20 protein-coding genes, 1 tRNA gene and 1 pseudogene are annotated in these 19,860 nt (G+C 40.3%); 7 read left to right on the top strand and 15 right to left on the bottom strand.

The annotated features are described in order from the left end of the window. Positions 1-184 precede the first annotated feature (184 nt). The 4 genes from ACHUFN_RS15575 to ACHUFN_RS15590 all read right to left on the bottom strand — a co-directional run bounded on the left by ACHUFN_RS15575 (position 185) and on the right by ACHUFN_RS15590 (position 3,503). Positions 185-1,477 carry a hypothetical protein gene (locus ACHUFN_RS15575; RefSeq protein ID WP_394223357.1) on the bottom strand — a complete coding sequence of 431 codons (1,293 nt, stop codon included), beginning with the start codon at positions 1,475-1,477 and terminating at the stop codon, positions 185-187. 110 nt (positions 1,478-1,587) lie between these two features. Next, the gene (locus ACHUFN_RS15580) at positions 1,588-2,367 is read right to left on the bottom strand and encodes a hypothetical protein (protein ID WP_394223358.1); all 780 of its coding nucleotides are present in this window, start codon (positions 2,365-2,367) and stop codon (positions 1,588-1,590) included. Positions 2,368-2,477: 110 nt separating this feature from the next. Next, complete coding sequence (locus tag ACHUFN_RS15585) at positions 2,478-2,933, bottom strand: hypothetical protein (protein WP_394223359.1); 456 nt, start codon at positions 2,931-2,933, stop codon at positions 2,478-2,480. 201 nt (positions 2,934-3,134) lie between these two features. Beyond that, positions 3,135-3,503 (bottom strand): hypothetical protein, encoded by a 369-nt coding sequence (locus tag ACHUFN_RS15590; RefSeq protein ID WP_394223360.1) that lies wholly within the window; start codon positions 3,501-3,503, stop codon positions 3,135-3,137. 919 nt (positions 3,504-4,422) lie between these two features. Here ACHUFN_RS15590 and ACHUFN_RS15595 point away from each other — a divergent pair. Continuing rightward, positions 4,423-5,289 (top strand): hypothetical protein, encoded by an 867-nt coding sequence (locus ACHUFN_RS15595; RefSeq protein WP_394223361.1) that lies wholly within the window; start codon positions 4,423-4,425, stop codon positions 5,287-5,289. Between the two features lie 47 nt (positions 5,290-5,336). Here ACHUFN_RS15595 and ACHUFN_RS15600 read toward each other — a convergent pair whose 3' ends face one another. The 8 genes from ACHUFN_RS15600 to ACHUFN_RS15635 all read right to left on the bottom strand — a co-directional run bounded on the left by ACHUFN_RS15600 (position 5,337) and on the right by ACHUFN_RS15635 (position 11,927). Next, complete coding sequence (locus ACHUFN_RS15600) at positions 5,337-5,567, bottom strand: hypothetical protein (protein ID WP_394223362.1); 231 nt, start codon at positions 5,565-5,567, stop codon at positions 5,337-5,339. 108 nt (positions 5,568-5,675) lie between these two features. Beyond that, positions 5,676-5,936 carry a hypothetical protein gene (locus ACHUFN_RS15605; protein WP_269918772.1) on the bottom strand — a complete coding sequence of 87 codons (261 nt, stop codon included), beginning with the start codon at positions 5,934-5,936 and terminating at the stop codon, positions 5,676-5,678. A gap of 423 nt (positions 5,937-6,359) precedes the next feature. Further along, positions 6,360-7,967 (bottom strand): hypothetical protein, encoded by a 1,608-nt coding sequence (locus ACHUFN_RS15610; protein ID WP_394223363.1) that lies wholly within the window; start codon positions 7,965-7,967, stop codon positions 6,360-6,362. After that, positions 7,957-8,976: a hypothetical protein gene (locus ACHUFN_RS15615; RefSeq protein ID WP_394223365.1), complete on the bottom strand. Its 1,020-nt coding sequence runs from the start codon at positions 8,974-8,976 to the stop codon at positions 7,957-7,959. The genes ACHUFN_RS15610 and ACHUFN_RS15615 overlap by 11 nt, the downstream gene beginning before the upstream one ends. Before the next feature lie 5 nt (positions 8,977-8,981). Further along, on the bottom strand, positions 8,982-9,761 hold the full coding sequence (locus ACHUFN_RS15620; protein WP_394223366.1) for a hypothetical protein: 780 nt from the start codon (positions 9,759-9,761) through the stop codon (positions 8,982-8,984). A gap of 85 nt (positions 9,762-9,846) precedes the next feature. Next, positions 9,847-10,887: a restriction endonuclease gene (locus ACHUFN_RS15625; RefSeq protein ID WP_394223367.1), complete on the bottom strand. Its 1,041-nt coding sequence runs from the start codon at positions 10,885-10,887 to the stop codon at positions 9,847-9,849. Between the two features lie 285 nt (positions 10,888-11,172). Then, positions 11,173-11,565: a hypothetical protein gene (locus ACHUFN_RS15630; RefSeq protein WP_394223368.1), complete on the bottom strand. Its 393-nt coding sequence runs from the start codon at positions 11,563-11,565 to the stop codon at positions 11,173-11,175. Positions 11,566-11,603: 38 nt separating this feature from the next. Further along, positions 11,604-11,927, bottom strand: coding sequence for a hypothetical protein (locus ACHUFN_RS15635; RefSeq protein ID WP_394223369.1), 324 nt, complete (start codon positions 11,925-11,927; stop codon positions 11,604-11,606). Positions 11,928-12,034: 107 nt separating this feature from the next. Between ACHUFN_RS15635 and ACHUFN_RS15640 the strand changes: the two genes are divergently transcribed. The 3 genes and pseudogenes from ACHUFN_RS15640 to ACHUFN_RS15650 all read left to right on the top strand — a co-directional run. After that, positions 12,035-12,361 (top strand): hypothetical protein, encoded by a 327-nt coding sequence (locus ACHUFN_RS15640; RefSeq protein ID WP_394223371.1) that lies wholly within the window; start codon positions 12,035-12,037, stop codon positions 12,359-12,361. Between the two features lie 125 nt (positions 12,362-12,486). Next, entirely contained in the window at positions 12,487-14,238 is a 1,752-nt protein-coding gene (locus ACHUFN_RS15645) for a tyrosine-type recombinase/integrase (RefSeq protein WP_394223372.1), read from the top strand. 215 nt (positions 14,239-14,453) lie between these two features. Continuing rightward, a pseudogene (locus tag ACHUFN_RS15650) lies at positions 14,454-15,233 on the top strand (tyrosine-type recombinase/integrase); the annotation flags it as partial. Between the two features lie 200 nt (positions 15,234-15,433). On the opposite strand, the gene ACHUFN_RS15655 reads toward ACHUFN_RS15650, so the two are convergent. From ACHUFN_RS15655 to mutY, 3 genes are all read right to left on the bottom strand, one after another. Then, positions 15,434-15,509, bottom strand: a tRNA-Phe gene (locus ACHUFN_RS15655). Positions 15,510-15,659: 150 nt separating this feature from the next. After that, complete coding sequence (locus ACHUFN_RS15660) at positions 15,660-15,932, bottom strand: oxidative damage protection protein (protein ID WP_071816741.1); 273 nt, start codon at positions 15,930-15,932, stop codon at positions 15,660-15,662. Positions 15,933-15,991: 59 nt separating this feature from the next. After that, positions 15,992-17,059 (bottom strand): A/G-specific adenine glycosylase, encoded by a 1,068-nt coding sequence (mutY, locus tag ACHUFN_RS15665; protein ID WP_394223373.1) that lies wholly within the window; start codon positions 17,057-17,059, stop codon positions 15,992-15,994. Between the two features lie 114 nt (positions 17,060-17,173). Between mutY and ACHUFN_RS15670 the strand changes: the two genes are divergently transcribed. The 3 genes from ACHUFN_RS15670 to ACHUFN_RS15680 all read left to right on the top strand — a co-directional run bounded on the left by ACHUFN_RS15670 (position 17,174) and on the right by ACHUFN_RS15680 (position 19,771). Then, complete coding sequence (locus tag ACHUFN_RS15670; RefSeq protein ID WP_394223374.1) at positions 17,174-17,878, top strand: alpha/beta fold hydrolase; 705 nt, start codon at positions 17,174-17,176, stop codon at positions 17,876-17,878. Positions 17,879-17,969: 91 nt separating this feature from the next. Continuing rightward, positions 17,970-18,689 carry a tRNA (guanosine(46)-N7)-methyltransferase TrmB gene (gene trmB, locus ACHUFN_RS15675; protein WP_394223518.1) on the top strand — a complete coding sequence of 240 codons (720 nt, stop codon included), beginning with the start codon at positions 17,970-17,972 and terminating at the stop codon, positions 18,687-18,689. Further along, entirely contained in the window at positions 18,689-19,771 is a 1,083-nt protein-coding gene (locus ACHUFN_RS15680; RefSeq protein WP_394223375.1) for a methyltransferase, read from the top strand. The genes trmB and ACHUFN_RS15680 overlap by 1 nt, the downstream gene beginning before the upstream one ends. Positions 19,772-19,860 lie beyond the last annotated feature (89 nt).

The raw sequence follows: 19,860 nt of genomic DNA on the forward strand, positions 1-19,860 counted from the left end.
TGATGCTACCTATTGATTTTAGCGGCCTGCAGCGCCGCCTCCCTGTGACAAAATACTGTGACAAAGCGAAAAATCGTCACACTTTCATCCAGAGATTACGATGAGCAGTTACTAAGAAATTGAATAAAAAACCTCATACCGTCCTCCGTAAACATTGACCCTTACTGGAGGGCATTGCCACTCATTACCAATGCGGGATGCGAGGCTCTTTACCTCTAGACAATGATACTCTATTAATTACTGATATATACTCGTCTTTGAAGCTCTGAGTTTGAAGTAATGAAATAGCGTAATTTTTCATTTCTTGGGTTGTATTTAATGGTTTTTCTGCAATTAAAATTACAATGCTCTTTATATAAAAATAAATGGTCTCACTTGCACTACTAGGTTCTTCTGTCATCTCATAAAAGTCCTTCCCCTCGTGAACAAGCTTGTTTCTTACATCTGTATAGAGACCATCATACTCCTCAAGCTTCTTACCAAATAACGAAGGATCACCGTTAGAAAGCAAGGCCGCGATATAAGTTCTGTGCTTCCACCCATTCCATTCGGGATCAGTTAATCCGTCAAGCACAAAGACCAAGTTTAAAAATTGAGATTCGTCACCTATTGAGTAAAAGGATTGCCGACAAGATCTTAACGCCGAAATCACCGCATGCGCCATTTCATTGTCAATGTCACTGCTATATATGAGAGAAAGATAGTCAATTCCTTGACCCGAAAAGCTGTCTACTTGAGGCCCTAACCAGTTGTTACTTACTGATATTGGCTTTGATATTCTAGTTAATTCAAGTGGCTTAAGATGAGTTTTCCCTAATGGAATTATATTAACCGCATAAAAGCCATCACCAATTTGTCCTGCTGGATTTGGAGTGTACTCACGAGTTAAAAAGGAGCTATAAGAGAATCTAACAACATCCATTGCATGTTCTGCAAGCAACAAACATTTATTGATGACATAGTTGTCGTGCTTAGTGTTTTTGTTTAACTTTAAGAGGTCTCTGTAGTTTAAGCTGGCTTTAAACTGGACGTACTCGCTATCAAAATCAGCTAACCTTTCAGAGGGTTCATCATCCAATTGCTTTTTACAATAAAAAGTATACTTGCCCAACACTAGGTTTTGTTGAATGAATATTTTATCTAAAGGAACGATGACTATGCACTCAATCGTTTCCTCTTCATCCACTAATTCTGCTAGTTCGGCATTGGAATCTTGTGACTGCGCCTGTTCGATATCGACCCAATCAAAAGCCGACTGAAAATCATCGAATATTTCATTGTTATTTTTTGTAATGGTCTCATCAGCAAAATTGAATGTAACACCATCGCCTTCAGGGAATGCACTTGCCCAATAACCCATTTTTCTCAGCTTCTCTAATGAGGCTTCAATCTTTAAATTCGAATCACTAAACTTACTTTTACTCCACAGCAAATTACCCTGTTCGTTTCCCTTTGGAGGCAAAAACCTTGCTTTCATTTTTAATCCTTTGGCTAACATATTTCTAAGAAACTAAAATACTTGGCGATAATTAGTAACGGAAAAGTACAAAACGAGCATTGTGCAAAATTTTGAGGGAATTTTTACAACTACTTTTGCACACTATCTAGTTCTTTCAACATTTGCAGCCCCATATACAGAGCTTCATGGGCATGGCCGCTAGATACATTCTGACCATGGATTGCGGCGTTACATACTTTAAGAATGTAGTCATATGAGCTTTGCATTCCTTTATAATGAGGGTAAAGAGTCGTAATTTCTTTAAATAACTGTCTAGCAGACATGAATTTCGACTTCATTTCTGTTGGGTCTGATGTGTGGATTCTTTTCCCCAAAATTATGCGCATCGACTTCTCTAAATCCATTCTCAGGCGAGCAAGAGCGAAATTTAAATCATTGCCTGAAAGGCTAATATAGTCTTGCAACTCATCTTCGATATTAGTGTCACCATTTTCTTGATGAATTGTTGATTTCAATTCCTCCTTAGCCTCTTGAACTTGTTCCTTACCAGGAAGGTGGACGTTCACAGTTTGATTAACAGTATTTGATATAGCGGTAACCATGTTGCTGTAAACATTTAGAAAATCTCTTGTCTCGACTTTAAAATCTGCAACTTCATTTTTTACCTTTCCGATTTCCCGCTCAAAGGTGAGCAATTTACCCAAACTTATTTTTTTAGCTAACGGTAATAAAATGAAAAACAAGGATAAAAAAAGTAACAGGGCTGATGTACTACCAATATCGGACTTCGGCGGGAAGCCAACTCCGTATAGAGCGATAGTTAGTAAGCAACATCCTATCAACCTACACAGAAAGGGGAAAACGTCGAAAATAAGAACATTTTTCAAGAAGTTAAAGACATTTTTCATGGTTATAATATTCATTTATTAGATGATATTCAGTAGACTAAAAGTAAAGTGCATGAGCCTAAGTGTCATGACTTCACCAATACCACGAGCAAACCTATGCACTTGATTGGTTACTCACGAGAACACACTAAGCTTTCTTCCATATAAAGTAAGCAGGCTTTTTTATTCCAATCTTCTTTTAGGAGTGGTGATTTCGCAACAACTAGTAATTCATTAGGTTTAACTTCAGCAATATTGGAGTTGGTATAGTTAAAATTTACCTTTCTAACACCTCCAGGTAGATTACTGTGAAAGGAACGATGAATTGAATCTCCAATCTTTAACTCCGTGACAATTACAGTATCATCACCAGTATTTTTGAAAATGTACTCACAAGTAAAAATAGGCTTCTTTGTAGTACCTCTATTCCAACACCCATAATCAACAAAGGATAGGTTTCCGCCTTTTTTTGTATATTCTATTAGCAAATATTTGATGCCATCGACTGCACCACTACCAAAGCCCGCGGCAAGAAAGATAGAAAACAACCACATTTTGAAACTTGGTATATATCCGTTACCTGACATTATAGAAATCCTTTTTTAACTAGTAATCTAAAACCTTATTTTAATACTTAATGTACTTAGGAGATTACATTCCTTTGAATTACCAAAATAATCTTTTGTTTAATTACCTTACACTTGATCGCAGTCCAGTTACCAGTGCTTCACTCAAATACTAGAGAATTTTCAGTCGGATAATAAAGGAATTAATTGAAAACCCGTCATTTACCAGTCCCCATCAAATCCTGACAGGTCATTAATTCCAAAATCGTCAAAACCATTATCAATAGACGTTGTATCTGTCATCCAGTCGGTGTCAGAATGAATATCACATCCACCGAACACATCAGTATCTATAGAACTAATATCGAGCGTGATATCCACACCTAGGTGGTCTGACATATCAGTCCCTCGTGGATTACCTTCAATATCTATAACACCAGGACAGCCTTTTAGCCCACTAGGTAAAAGCGGTAATCCATTTGCTTCGTTAACTCCAGGCGCATCATACTCGCTCTCATCGATAGCTGAAGTATTAGCCTCTTCACCGCTTTCTGAGCAGTGTCCGAATAATTGATAACTTAGTAATGACATTGTGCTGTCCTCTTGTTTATTAATCAGCACAAAATTACGTTAATGAAAAATACCTCTAATACAAACCCTTTCCTTTTTACGTCCATCATCATGGGCGTGGTATTGCAATACATTTGTAAATTTAAGATGTCGAGTCTTCGTTCATAGAGCGTTAGCCGCCACGCAAAACTAGTCAGCTCTCAGTTGCTGAAACCCTGGTACATTTTTAGTTCATACCTTTTTCCTATTCATTGTTTTACTAATTTAAAGTTGCGGCCTCTACTTAAGAAGCCAGACTCGACATGAATATTCTCCCTCAAAAAAATTTTTTAAATAAAATCTGATTATGCTTGGAAAGCATGAATTACTAGTTGCAAAGCAAAGTGATAGCACCAAACTAAAAGTTTGTGTGCAAAAAAGCAGTTGTGAGACAACTCAATAGCTCGCGCAGAAAGACAATTGCGAAGCACATTTTCTTTTGAAGCTGGCGCATGTTCGCAGTTGCGAACTACCTCCTATTTTGTTTTGCCCTAGCAAAATTTGATGAATAGGGCGAAAGCGCTATGAATCAAACCCCTTGCAGCAAGCAACGCTAGCGCAACGAATAGCCGTGTATGAAATACATAGATATGAGAGGAAAAATGGGGGGTAGTGCGCAGCACGGGAACATGCGCCTCAAGCGTTGGTGCTAGACGCGAATGCGTCGTAGAGTCGCTGCGTTGACGAACGTCAACATCAGCAGCGGCGGGCACTATAAGCGTTTTTCTCACAACGAACGTTGTGAGCTTCTCTTTTTCTGGTGGGTTGAAAACAAGGAACAGCGGTGGGTGTTTGAGAGTTTAAGAAACTCCCAGTTAAAAACCCGAAAAAGAACCTTAAACACTTAAATTTTGCGTTAGCTGTTCCTTCGTAGTTTCTCAATTAATGAACAAGGAACACAATGATAAACACTAATACACCTTCCCTAGACACCGAACACCAAAAATACTTCAACCTTGATATGAGATTTCACAAAAGTGCGAACCCCGTTCTTCGAGGACGGCAAAAAAAGTATTTAGCGTTACTGCTCGCCGCTAGATTTGGTTTTGTATCTGCCATTACATGTGAAGCAATATGGCAGATTAAGCGGCACAAAGTTTTAGAGTCTCTAAATAGAATAGTGAAAGAAGGACTTCTATCAATTGCAGAAACAGACAGGGCAGCAGATGGACGCATATATGTACTAACTCATTCAGGTGCTAGGTTTGCGTCAGACTTGATGCGAATAGACATCCCTTTCCGCTCCGCACAAGAGCCAATCACTCAGGTTAATCAAAATGCAATCATGCACGACTCTATTATGAGCTTCGTACTAAGCTTAGGATTACAAAATCAAACAAAGGATGGCATCCCAAAATCTCTATGGGATGGCTATTTAACTGAAACTGAATTTAAGCGAATTCATACTTCGTCAAACATAAAAAATGTCGATGCGTTGGTACATCTAGCCAATGGCGAGATTGCAGCTGTTGAACTAGAAGCGTCATTTAAACGCAAAGCGCAACACGAAAAGACGTTACTGAAATTGCATGATGCAACGTTAGGGGAAAATAAGCTTTACGATAAAGTGTTCATTATACCCTGCTCTCAAAAGATTAATAGCGACACACAACGCTTTCACAAACAACTGTTTGAGGAAATGCCTCATCGTTATGATCGTAAAACGAAACAGCCTCTGCTAAGTGAAACTGATGCCAAAAAACTCCAAGAAAAAATCATCTATAGAACAAAGTTTATTGACCCAATAGAACAGACATTTTATCGATAAACTATTGTCGGAAGAAAAAGAGCACCTAGCGGTGCTCTCAATATTTTCTAATAATACTTTTTACGAAGCCGTACCTCTTGAAGGTATATCGCAAGAGCGAACAGATATATCAGAAGTATATAAAGCGCCCCTTTTGTACCCACGAAAGGATAGGAGCTGTGTGACTCAAATCGAGTAACCACCTGAACTATCCACACCACAAAAAGTACGTCTCCAATACTCATTAATAATTTAGTCATCATGTCTAATGCCATGATGACGAGTTGTTGCTTAGCCATTTGTCCTCCGTAATTGTTTATGACTTGCATAAAGAACTAGGAGCGGTAGATGAGAATTTTCGAAGAACAAGAAAACGGGCATAGAATGCCCGTTAGTAAAAAGTCGCTTTATTCGTCTGTCATAAACCGCAGAACAATAACTGCTGACAGTGCGAAAAATAACGACGCAGCAATACACACCCAGTTGTAGTAAAAATACTCATTTAACTCAAAATCTGCTTCAGCAACAGGCTTCCAATCTAGCAATACAGCGACTATCTCATGCCAAAATGGAAACAGTGCAAACGCGAGAAATATATACCCTAACGACATGCTATTTTTTGAGAATTTAATAAGTGTGTTAAACGCTATCTCTTTTGTAATCTTCATGTTGATATCCTTAGTTAGTCCTAAAGATATCTAAGCTCGTCAGAGGGAAACTTTTTGCACAAAAGAAAAAAGCAGGCATTAAAACGCCTGCTTTCTATTTTTTAGCTCTGCTAGTATCAACCATGATTATAACCAGCGCATTCGTGACTATAACCAAACCAAAGTGCCTAGCCCTGGCTCTTCTACACAGTTAATCTCACGCCAAGTGATTTACAGCAACTGCTGGATTTCCTAATGTGGGCTTCCAATCATTGACCCAGCCGCTAGGACGGCTGGTGATAGCATTTAGCGAAGTGGTCGTGAGCATTCCTCGTCAGTATGATTTAGGCTTCATTATTCAATAGCGTCTAGCCTAGGGAAATATAAAAGTTCGTTTTTCAGAACTATGTCATTAATCTCGATATGGATAAAACATAATTATAGTCACGAGTGTTTAACTCCAAATTCGTCACAAATTGTCAAAAACTCAGGAAGATAAGAGCTTGTTAAAATTCGACTATCTATGTGAGAACTATAATCTAATGCGTTAATTGAACCATATGTCTCATATTTATCATTGCTATATTCCTCCTTCTTCAAGGTAGCAGTAACAATGACTTGATTATCGAGAGCCTCGAAAACTTCAATCATCTTCTGTTCTTTCAAACTTGACAATTCCCTATCCCTAAACGAATCAATGATGATTGGAAATTTATGTTTAAAAACAGCGTAAAAGGCATAGAGCTTAGCAAAATAAAACTCTTGCTCTTCACTTCCTGAGTAATTTACTGATTTCTTAGTAAACAAATCTGTAAATACTTGCACTCCTGACTCATCAACAACTTTGTAGATGGCATTCATCGTTTCAACAATGGTTGAGATCAATTGTTTCTGTTTAACTGAAAGCCCTTCTTGTTTGCTGCTGGACGCTTGGATTTTTTGAGTTAATAAATCAATTTCACGTTGCTTGTCTTGGCGTTCTTTGTCCAAACTACCTGTATTTTTTAACTCGTCTGTAAACAATATGACATCTCTCAGGTCAGGGGTGACCTGTGATAGTTCATTGTTGAGCCGCTCTTGAACAACCGACATTTCGTAGTTAATACGCGACAATAGTTCTTTTTTTGTTTTAATTTTATTGTCTAAAGAATCCAGAATTGAATGTCTAACTTCTTTGTTACTGATATCAAAAGTTACTTCTTTAGATTTGTAGGAAATATTTTCACTACCGCAGTCGTCACAAGATACTTTACCTATTGAAATCGCTCTATTTAATGAGTTCAACTCTGCTTGCAAGTTTAAGTGGTGGTTTAGGCGCGTATTTTCTGAATACAATTGTTTTCGTAAAGCTACTAACTGTTCGTTCAACATTTTTAAACGTTGTTCTTGCTCTTTAAACGCACTATAACTTGCGGAAGACTTCACATTTTCCAAAACGGCTTTACTGATATTGAAGCGGTCAATCTCTTTGCCGAGCTTACTTTCAATTGCTCTAAGTTGTTTCAACTCATCTTTTAACTGCTTTAGCTGTTCGTTCGACAGCTCAGTACCAGATAACCCTTTTAAAGCGAACAACATCTCGACAAAATCGGACTTAGTGTAAAACCCGCTATTGAATATGCTCGAAGTATCTCGCTTGTCTTGACCAACGAAGAAAAGCTGCAAAAAGAGGCTCAAATCAACGAGCTTTGGTAAGCCTTTGTGGATAATTTCAGGGAGTTTAAATATGTGTTGATTAAAAAAATATTTAAATTCAGAAACTGACTCCAGAATGTGTAGCTGCTTGTTAACTAAAATCGAAAATGTCGTATGTTTTCTGAGCACTTTGAACGTTCTACCTTCGACATCAAACTCTAGGAAAAAGTAATGTTCTGAATTTTTGAAGCCAGCTGGAAAGATGGGTTCGTTTCCCAGTGCAAACATTATCCCCTGTAATACAAGGGTCTTGCCCTTGTTGTTGTCATCACTAAAAATAATATTAACTTCAGCGTCAAAACGCTTTTCAACGAAGGCAGCTTCACTATTTCCAAAAGCAAACTTTCTAATTATCACTTAATAATCCATCCCTAATCATAGCTACGAGGAACCTAGTAGCATCCATATCAATATGCGCAGTGCGCTCGATAAGCTTTTCATCAATTGACTCTATGACTTGGTGTACTTTTTTAGATGAATCACCGTCAAATTCTTTAAAAATAGCTGCGAACAAGCGCCAGAAGTTTTTTTGGTTGTTTTTGTCGAAAAATGCTCTACTTAGCGCAGCATTCTGTTCAAATATGTGATCTTCGATTTCTTCTTCGTCAAGACTCCGTGTGAATATTGCGTAACTGCTTGGTAAATAATTTCCTCTCGAAAAAACATCTCCACCGATCAGGCGGTTTAAGACGAATACTTGGAGCTTCTCGCTTGTAAGGTGTCTGTCTAGTTGAAGAACCTCATTAGGACGTGTAATTCTAGTATTTTCGATATCAGAGTTTTTTAGGCTTGTTTGTTTGTCTCGGATTTCTTTAAAGATTGCGGAATAAAAGCTGTCGCTATTCAATTTTAAAGATTTAAATTGCATTATTCTTTTTACGTAAGTGCATTCATCTGTTCTATCTTCAACAAATAAAACCTTTGCCAGAAACCCTGATAAATCTATATCTTCTTCTAGGTTTGCGGCACTTTTAAGACCTTCAATTACTTTGAACCGCTGCGCCTCTTTAAAGTTATCAATTTCATAACAGGAAAGAGTTGAGTTATTCAAATACTGCTCACCCAGCGGTGGCATAAAAAATATAAACTCTTGAAAGAATGGGCTAAATACAGAAACATAATTTTTGTATAAGGTGATCAGATAACGCCCAATTTTTCTTGGAGTTAAGCTTTTTTCACCTTTGGCTTGGACATCCCAGATACTTTCCTTATCAGACATCCCCCCTACATCGTTAAAGCAATCTACAGTGAATACTGTAATGTCTTTATACTTTTTACTCTTTGTAGCCAAATACAAAAGCGATTTAGTTTCAAAAACTGAAGCCTTGAGATTATTGCGTTCTGTGTTGGTAAAGGTGTATGTCATAAAAGTTAACTCACTAAATCATCGTGAAAGGATTTCGACAGTATCGATTGAGTAAGTTTCTCTAATCTTACTTTGGAAGCGTTATATTGCTTTTCACTAATCTCCGCCTCATCCATTTCAAAGTGAGATTTTTCAATGCGTTGAAGCTCAGCAGCCTTTTGCTCTTTTGGTTGCGCTCTGAAATGGTCAAAGTTGACTTTATTTTCACGCTCAACTTCAGCTCGATAGTTGGCAAGCGCTTCTTCTTGCTCAATTTGGCTAAGCTTTTCAGCAATTTTTATGCGTTCTGATGTGCATTGAGATTCGATCTTGAGCTGTTCAAATAGTTCTTCTATTTCACTTACGTAGGTGGGGGGCTCTTCAGGTTTCACAAACTTGGAAACTCTAAAGCCTTTGGCCTTGTCTCCTCCAAATGTGCTGTGAAACCACGTGGAAAGCGCGTGGCCTACCATCATCGACTTCAGGGCGTCGAGGTGGCTGTTACTATCAAACTCGTGGGTTGCTGTATTACCTAACTTTCTTGAAGTATGAAAAGCGCCTCGAACGTTGTCATGTAATCTAAGTGAGTAATCTATATCGCGGAGTGAATCTACTTGCTTGATATCATTGCCATACTCAACGCCCACACGGGCTGCAATATTCTGGGCAATGGCTTCGCCGAGTTGGCGCATTTTGATAAGTGTTGAATTAGGATCAGAGGAGAGGGTGCGTTCAGCAATTGCTGCAAGGTTATAAAACCAAACTCCGTGTGCTTTAAGAAACTCAAAATTGCTTGTGGATACCATACAACTTTCCTTGTCTACTCATCTACTGCTCACACTATATATTAAAGTTCAATCTTGATTAAGGCTTGTCTTAATGTCGTTATTGCTAAAAAGTTAGGCTTCCTCTAGCTATAGCTTGCAGTTGGGTGAGTGTAGAGCACACTACATCTGTTGATTCTGCTAGGGAAAGCGCAGCCTTTCCGAATCCATCTCGACCAATAACCATTGCTTTCTCACATTGGTAGTGCATTTTTCCAGCGAATACCTCTTGAATGGCGCTCACGCCTACCTCACCTTTGAAATCCTTGCACTGCACAGCTGTACGACTTCCATTTTCGGGACTGATCAGAATCAGATCAACACCGAAGTCCCCACTGGTGGGTGTTGTCTCTGTCTCGAATCCAAGTGTTTGTAGGAAGATATTTACTTCGTTTTCGAAAGCTATGCCTTTAGCAGAAGATGTTGTTGAGGGTAAGATTTCGCGTTGTATAAAAAGTTGTTCCAGATAAAAACCGTAACGCCTACTGGTCTGTGAAAGAGGGATTGAGGATAAAAAGAGACAAGGTAAATCTTCTTCTAAGCGTGTTTCCTTTTTGAGTAGAGAAAACAATTTTTTGCAGTCTAGTTCGCCTGTCGCGAGGTGTATCTTACGGTTTTTTGCTAAATCGAGGATCTGAGCCTTGCGCTTAATAAGCCAATGCCACAAATGTTGTTCTTTCTTCGACTTTGAACAATCGAAATGGTAGAGGAGTTCTCTTTCAAGAGTGTACAGTACGCCTTCAGGCAGTGTTATCTTTTCCAACTCGCTTATGGTGGTCTTGCGTCCAATCAGTACAGAGAAGAGGCGACGTGGAGAAACGTTGGTGACTGGACGAAATAGTTTCTGTCCCTTTTTTAAGGATTGTACCCACCTGGCATCCGTAATAGTGAAGCGAAGATCTGGCGCAATATGTTCTAAGAAAAGTACAAGGTCGGCAGCAAAGCCTTTATAGCCAATCACTGTCAGATCCGGTTCGTCACTGGCATAGAGGCGATCCATCCACGAACAACCGTTGTCAAAATCGGCAGTAAACTGCTGAGTGAGTTTTCCTTCAAGCTCATGATGTGAATGTGTATCGAACGTAATACCAAATTCTGAATATTTCACTCGTAAGTCCCTTTAAAATGTCTTTTTATCTAAATTTCCAAGGCTTTTATTTACACTAGTAATCTAGTTATTACCCAGAAACTCGCCATGCTTAGTAGCCACAGATTCCATAGCAACATCATAACCATACCTAGAGCGAATAACTATCAGTGATTCACTGATAGTACACTTCACACCTGACAACCCGTCAATAGAGGTTAAAGCCTACTAATTAAACCTATAAAGAACATTAAACGTAGACCACTACCAATAAACAAAAAAATGGCCTCTCCTGAGGCCATTAGTCTATTTGAGCAACTTTCTCCATCGCGCCTTACACGCAATCATCCATGTTTCAGCGTCAATACCAAAAACTGACTCTATTTCATCCGAAAAGTGTTTTAGAAAGGTACGAATCTCTTCGTGGTATCTCAGTAACACAGTTAATGCTTCTCTGTGATTCCTATATTTGCCTTTGCCATCAGATAATTCATCAATTAACGAAGAACTTAGCGATATCCCCAGCCATTGGCCTGTTTCACTGCGATGTAAGTAAATATATCGCTGATAATCCAGCCGTAAGTTCTCATCTTCAATTTCTAAATTCGCTAAAAACAATATGGTTGAATCATCACCTACAAAAGGAGATCTTGATTGACTTTTGTATTTTCGGATGATGCTAGATTTTTTGTCTTGCATGTTGTTACTCCTGTTTGTACTCAGAAGTAACTAGGCTCCTAGTCGGGAAAATCTTCGCTAATGTCGTCGAAGTCAAACTTCATTTGTTCTGAAAAGAATTCGAAGTCGCCCTCTGTCCACTCTGCATATAACAAAGGTTCACTCACTACTACACCAACAAGCTCTCGAATAAGAGGCAGATACGAAGGGTCAGTAATCACCTGATTTTGCAATACTACGTTCATTATCGAATCTTCGATGTGTTGGTTATTTCTATACTGCGCACCGTCTAATTCATCTCTAAACAAGAGAAACGCGTTAGCTAGTGAGCCAAAAATGTCAGAGATAACAGCGGAGCACAGGTAAGTATTATTGGTTGTCATAAAATTCCTTAATTTAATGGGTTTCATGACTAAGTAGTTCGCGTAAACGAAAAATTTCCGTCCGTGTGGCTTATTTCACTATAAGACTTAAATGATGGAGATAAGACATGACAAACTTGAAAGTGGTTGAAAGGTCTACACACTTTTTTTCAGATGACGAAGACTGTATTGCACTATACGAACATAATGACTCATATATCTACTATGTTCGAAATTACGTATCACAAACTGAGTTTATCATCATAAGCCATACCCTTATGGATACACTCCCAGAGGAGGCCAAAACGTTGACGGGTGTATACGTAACAATGCATTTTGGCGTGTTGAAGTATTTTCAAGACGAAGTGACGCACCACGTGATGACAAAAGGCTTGCTAGCGCACTTTCACTATCTTTTTAACTGCTCAGTTTCACGTTTTATTGAACAGTTGTAGCAATACTGAGCCAACTGAAAAGTTGGCTCTTTTTTTTCGCCTAGAGCTACAGACAAAAAATTTACGTGCTTTTGTAAATTCTACATCGATTACACTGCTACCAAATCATGAATTAGGTAGCAACATTGTTTCAATCGCAACAGCCTCACAAACCGGAAACGTTTGGGTATAACCCAAGTGTTGCTGCGGGTGCTGTTCGACAAGAAATCCCTAAGACAACAATCGCAGCAAGCCCGATTCGCCCGATGACTGTTAAAGATGCTGCCCAGTTTCTTTTACTTTCAGAGCATGAGGTCATTGCGTTAGCTAACGATGGTTTAATCGCTCATAAATATTCAAAGACTCTCAAAAAATACTTCTTTAGCTTGCGAGGCTTATCTTCGTTTTGTGAATCGCTAGACGATTTCGGGCATCGTCAGGAAAGTAAACGTGATTATCACGTACCTGAGAATTCACCAGTTGATTGTATTTCCAGCGCCGATAATAGCTCACACAACAAAATAGACGACTCAAATAAAGCAGCGGAGTTCTCAGAAGTAGCGTTTGAATCAAAAGAAGTGTCTCAACTACTTACTCCTCAACCAGAACTTGAAAAGCAATTTCAGTTTATTGATACCAATAATGAACGCGCTTTGTCACGCTTGAACCATTTACTTACACGTAATAAAGAGCAGCTTTCACCTCTTTTAGATGAATGGACTTTGTCAGATAAAGAATATTGCTTGGCGAGAAGTTTTATCGAATATTTTAAAGTGAACGTAGTCAACGTAAATAATAAAGATCCTCAAAAGAAGAGAATGGATTTGAGGAGTGCAGATGAGCTTGCTAACTTGTTTAGGGAAAATAAGTTCAACTTGCGAGAAAGGCTGAACAGCAGCGACCACAAAGAAGCGGTCAAACTCGCAGCAGCAAGTTTGAAAGAAAAGTTAACTCTGCTAGATATCGACTTCTCTTATCTCGAACACTTTCAAGAGCAGAATTTTGATTTGTGGAATGAGGTTTATCGAAAGGCCAAAAGAGCAGTTCGTGATAAGAAGTCGTCTACTAAACAAGTTGAGCAACGTTCAAGAAAAATTGCGTTTTTCAATTATATGTTCGCTACCACCGATCTCCGAAATTTTTCCCAAGAATTAGTCGAAGAAATTAACGATGCTATTGTTTTGAACGGTAAGCAAGACAGCACCAGAAACAAATATTTAATCGAATTAAGAGCTGTATATGACGAACTATTTGCAAAGCGTCTTATAAACGAAAACATCAAGGTGTGTTCTTTCCAATCAGGTAAACGTGAATTAATTGAATTGTCTACTGAGCAATTTACTAACTTCCGCGACGAATATGCGCGATGTGCTACTGAAGCAAATTTGCTCACTTTTGCCTTCTATTCTGGGGTGAGGAAAAGCAATACACTCAACCATATATGTACTTCCAGTATGAAGCTCAGCGATATTGAAGATTTAACAATAAGGAACAGCAGTTTCATAAAAATCCCTGCTCGTCACGCCAAAGGAAGCAGGCTCATCACGATTCATGTAACGAAAGCCCTTAGGGAGGCCATAGAGCGCCAGTTAGAATATCGTAGGAAAAACAATATTACGCATGACAACTTGTTTGCGCTGGATAATCAAGGTGCAACAATTGAGTTTGATATGGCGAGATGGGAGGCCGCTTTGGAAAAGGCGGGTATTGATACCACCTTTAGATTTCATCACTTCCGTCACAATCGAGCGTATCAGATTCTACTTGAGGGCGGAACATTTGAAGATATTCAGCAGCTTTTTGGCTTAGCGAGCACTAAAATGGTCGCTACAGTTTATGGACACCTAGACATAACTCAAGGTGCGCTGAACGTAAATGAAAAGGCGGCAGCGAACTAGTTCTATTATTTAGCTTTTAAATCATTAATGTTTTTATTTTTAGAGGAGCAATATTGATGGTTTATAAAAAGAGTAATTCCAAATTCTGGTTTACGAAGTTTCAGGTTTCATTTGCTGACAAGGTTAAACGAGTTCATTGCAGCACCAAGGAAACTGTGAAAAGCCGTGCAGAGCACTTTGAACACCGCCTTCGCGATGAAACGTTAGCTATACTGATGCGTAACTCTCAAGAGGTTGGCTCATGGAATGAAGCATTAACACTTTATCTAGAATCCAGACAAACAAACAAGACCATTGATGAAAAGAGGAAAAAGCTAGCTTGGTGGTCTCAATATCTAGCAAATATTCCATTAACCGAAATTAATTCTAAGCTTATTCTGACGACGTTAGTGAAGAAGACCGCCGTCACGTTAGCAACGAAGAATAGATACCTCGCAGAGATCAAAAGCTTTTTAAATTTCATTCATAAAGAGCTTGAGTGGATTGATCGCGTCCCCCATCTAAAAAACCACAAAGAACGAGAAAAAAGCTTCTACAAGCTTACTGAGAAAGATTCCGCTCGCCTTATTGATTGTGCCCCAGCCTATCTGCAACCCATAATCATATTTGCCTTAGTAACCGGATTTCGCTCATCAAACATTACGGGTTTAAAATGGTCTCATGTAGACTTAATGAAGAAAACAATACGAGTAGATGCAGATTCACACAAAAGTGGCTCTTCAGTCATTATACCGATGAACAATATAGTTTTCGAACTACTGAGTTCTTTGCATAATTCGAAAAATTCCGTATTTGTTTTTCTCAATTATGATAATTCGCGTATTAAAGACTTAAATAGAAGAATATGGGCTAGGACGACAAAAGCTGCTGGTCTAGATGGGCTGCGTTTTCACGACTTACGTCATAATTGGGCATCACGCCATGCGGAGAGTGGCACTGACCTATTAGCTATTAAAGAATTAGGGGGCTGGAAAACACTAGAGATGGTTCAGCGATACACACATCCATCGCTGAGTTATTTGTCACAGCAAGCAAACAATATTGTAAAAGAAAAAAATGATACCTTTGTCACACAGTCAGGTTGTGACAAAAAATCGTCACACTTTGTGACAATCAATGGCCTGTTGCTTAAAAAAGACAAGGCCCAGAAATGGAAAAACCTGATAGTTTTCAATAAACTATCAGGCTTCAATGATGGTGCCTCGACCCGGGATCGAACCAGGGACACGCGGATTTTCAATCCGCTGCTCTACCAACTGAGCTATCGAGGCTGAAACTTGTTAGCGTTCTAGGCGTTGCTGCCTGTCCTGCTGTGGGTGCGTATTAAACGGTTTTCGCCTTCACAAGTCAACCGTTTTTCTCGCTTTTTTTGCGCTTTTATTACTGTTTGCACATTGTTTGCTCAAAAAACGCTTTTTTGCTTATTTTTCAGGCGGAACATAGCCTTCAATCGTAGGCTCTACGTCGTCAAACAAGTACGCCGACATTTTTTCTTCTAAAAATGCGCGGGCATTCGGTTCCATCATATTCAACTTATGTTCATTAATTAACATGGTTTGCTTCTTTTGCCATTCGGCCCATGCTTCTTTAGAGATGTTGTCAAAAATACGCTTACCCAGTTCACCCGGGTAAAGTTGGAAATCTAAGCCGTCTGCTTCTTTTTGAAGCTTGCGACAAAATACCGTTCTTGCCATGTTCTTTCCTTTCGTTCGCTATCTGCTTAGCCGCTAATATTAGCTTACGCTATTTACGCCTAGCTTATTAACTGCTGAATAATCTTGGTTGTAGGTGCCGCTAAACCAACTTCAATAGGCTCGTTCAACGAAAACCAGCGAAATGCCGTGTCGGCTACGCGCTTTGTTGGAGCAGAGTTTACCACGGCCACTACCGGGGTGATATCTAAATGAAAGTGACTAAACGTATGACGAAACCCTTCAAGCACTCGAGTTTCCTCAACATGTATACCTCGTTTATTTAGCTGCTCAATTCCCTCTTCTATTGAAGGCACTTCAACAAACCCGTATAAGCCGCCCCATAAACCTGTTGATGGGCGCTGCTCTAAGTAAACTTGGCTAGTAAACTGTGCCACCATCATAAAGGTCGATTTCTCGGGCAGCGTTTTTTTCGGTTTTTTACCCGGGTAATCGGTTTGCGCGCCTTGGGCGTAGGCAATGCAGTCGGCCTGAAGAGGGCACTCGTCACATTTTGGTTTGCTCCGCGTGCAAATTATGGCGCCCAAATCCATCATCACCTGTGTATAGTTAGCACAGCGCCCGCCTTCTGGGTTGGTAGGGGTATTTTTTTCGGCCACTTCCCAAAGCTGGTTTTCTACTTTCTTCTGACCCGGCCAACCGCCAATTGCATAGTAGCGTGCCAGTACGCGTTTCACATTCCCATCTAAAATGGGAAAACGCATATTGCGAGACAGCGACAATATTGCCCCAGCAGTTGAGCGCCCAATACCGGGTAAGTCCATAACTTCGTCAAGACTATTGGGAAACTCTCCGCCGTACTTGTTTACCAGCGTTATTGCAGCTTTGTGCAAGTTTCTTGCTCGTGCGTAGTAGCCAAGGCCTGTCCAATGATGAAGCACGTCGTCTTGGGATGCCTTCGCCAAGTCGTGCACGGTAGGAAAAGACGCCATAAACCGTGCGAAGTAAGGAATGACCGTAGTGACTTGGGTTTGTTGAAGCATTATCTCCGACACCCACACTTTATAAGGCGTAACGTCTTGCTGCCATGGCAAATGCTTGCGACCATGTTTGTCGAACCATGCAAGTACTCGTTCAGCAAAGCTACCTGTGTATTGTTGTTCTGTCATATTCGTCTATGTTTGGTAGTGGTTACCGCTTGCTCGCTTATCGTGTAGCGACCATTCATTAAAAAGCGCGCTATGGTAGCATGTAACTAGCCAGTTTATTGTTAAGGAGCACACGTGTCTGTGCAGCACCCCGTTTTGTTTTTCCCCGGTACGCTTTGTGACGAGCGCATTTTTCTCCCGCTTTGGCGCACGCTTAGTAGTGCCCAGCGTCGTTACGTACCACTTCAATGGGCAGCGTCTAAAGAAGAGATGCTGGCGTTAAGCGAAGATCGCATTCTTGAAAACGAGAAAGTGCATCTTGTGGGTTATTCCATGGGAGGGTTTATTGCTTCGCTGGTAGCACAGCGCAATCCTGCCAACATTGCTTCAGTTACACTCATTGGATATAACCCCGAGGGTTTATCGAAAGAAGAAATTGCCAAGCGCAAGCAACTCACCACAATGCTTAAGCAAGGTAACTTCAAGCCCGATAACGATGCCTACCTTTCACGATTTATTCACCCTTCCCGCTTGAATGATGAAAACGTTGCCGGTGTTGTAAAATCTATGGCACAAGATTTAGGCAAAACAACATTGCTAAACCACACTCTTGCAACCACGCCACGAGAAAGTACCGTTAAAGCATTGGCAAAGATCAACGCCCCTTTGACTTTTATTACTGCTCAGCAAGATGCTATAGCCCCAGCCCAAGTCATTCATAAACTTCAAAATGTGCTGCCAAAGGCCGTGTTCCATAACATTGATAATGCAGGACATATGTTAGTGCTTGAGCAAACTGACGCTGTAGCATCTATTATTGCTAAAAGCATCGGCGTATAAAATTACAGCATTTTTTACTCTATAACGTTGCATAAGCCGTGGGTAAATGGATAATGCGCCACCAGAAAATTGGGTAAGAAAGGCATTGCAAATGAGGCAATTCAAAAGTCAGGCGGAAGCAGAAGCCGCTGGAGTATACGTTAGCAAAGTAAAAAGCTTCGTTAAGCGCGAAGGTAGACTTACGAAAGCGCAAGAAAAAGCGCTGGCAGATTTCTGGCCAACGAAAGGCATAGACTACGTTGAAGCACCGCTGTCGTTATCAGAAGTGTTTGGCCGAAGCGCGCCTGTTGTCGTTGAAATTGGTTTTGGTATGGGCAAGTCATTAGTTGAAATGGCTGCGAATGCACCTGAAAAAGACTTTATCGGCATTGAAGTTCATCGCCCAGGCGTTGGCGCATGCCTAGCTGATGCTAGCGAGCATGGCGTAGAGAACTTGCGCGTTATGGACCATGATGCAGTAGAAGTGCTAAAAAATATGATCCCTGACGGTTCTTTGTCTCGCCTACAATTGTTTTTCCCTGATCCGTGGCACAAGAAACGCCACCACAAACGTCGCATTGTACAACCTGAATTTGTTGAACTTGTTCGCACCAAATTGGCTATTGGCGGGTGTTTTCATATGGCAACTGACTGGGAGCACTATGCCGAACACATGGCCGAGGTCATGAACAATGCTGAGGGTTATACCAATACTTCAACTAACGGTGATTACGTACCACGCCCTGAATATCGCCCTATCACTAAGTTTGAAACCCGCGGTCAAAAACTAGGCCACGGCGTGTGGGACTTAATCTTCGAGCGTACTAAGTAATGATATTATCTCCTCAAAGCCAACTGCTAGAACGTAATATTGCGCTTTTTGATGAAGGCCAATGGGCGTTTGTAAATCCATCTGACGCCTACTTTCTAGACGGTTTAAAGTCGCAAGAAGTCACGGTAATTCATCAGTATTTTGATATTTTTTCAGAGTGCGTAAGAGTGGTTCCTTCGGTATCTTTTGATAGCCGAGATATTACCCGCACAGGTTTTGAGGTTGCGCAAAAAGTTGGCAACCATACCCATATTTTCACACCTTTCGTGGCACTAGAAAATTCACACACCGATGTGATGATTTTCTTACCCAAAGCAAAAACGCATTTTCAAATGTTGCTACGAATGGCTGCCAGTATGGTTGGTCAAAATGGTCGTATTCACGTGGTGGGTGAAAACAAAGGCGGAATAAAAAGTGCCGCTAAACTAATGCAACAATACGGCCCTACGCAAAAAGTTGATTCGGCACGCCACTGCAGCTTAGTTACAGTTGTGGTTGAAGAGCCGCATATTGCCTTTGAAGCCGAAGCATGGATTGACATTAATACCTATAACGTTGAAGGCACCACATGGCAGGTCGCATCAATGCCAGGGGTGTTTAGTTATAAAGAGCTAGACGCGGGAACAGAGCTTTTACTAGAAAAACTCTCAACCTCTCTAAGCGGTGAAATACTGGACTTTGCGTGTGGCGCAGGCGTGATAGCTAGCTACATTATGCTGAAATACCCACACTTGAAGCTGCACTTAACCGATGTTAGTGCTCTTGCGGTTTACTGTAGTGCGCTTACCCTTGCCGAAAATAACTTAACAGCAACCCTATATGCTGCAGATGGCTTGCACGGTATAACGAATAAGGTACAGCACATTGTAACAAACCCACCGTTTCATACAGGCATTAAAACAGACTACACCATCACTAAGCGTTTTATTTCCGATGCTAAAGCGTGCTTAACTCGCGGTGGTACTATGCAAATGGTTGCAAACCGTTTCCTACCTTATCCGGGTTTACTGTCTGAGCACTTCCAAACGGTATATACTACTGCACAAACATCGCAATTTTCTGTCTATCAAGCGGCTTTGTAATTAAAATAATTATAAGCTTGTGCTAATTTAGCACTACCACCTGTTGCTAAATGCCATTGTGTTTAAAACACAATGGCTCACAGCGCTTT

Origin of the sequence: Alteromonas gracilis, assembly GCF_043642145.1 — a bacterium.
Classification (GTDB): Bacteria; Pseudomonadota; Gammaproteobacteria; order Enterobacterales; family Alteromonadaceae; genus Alteromonas; species Alteromonas gracilis_B.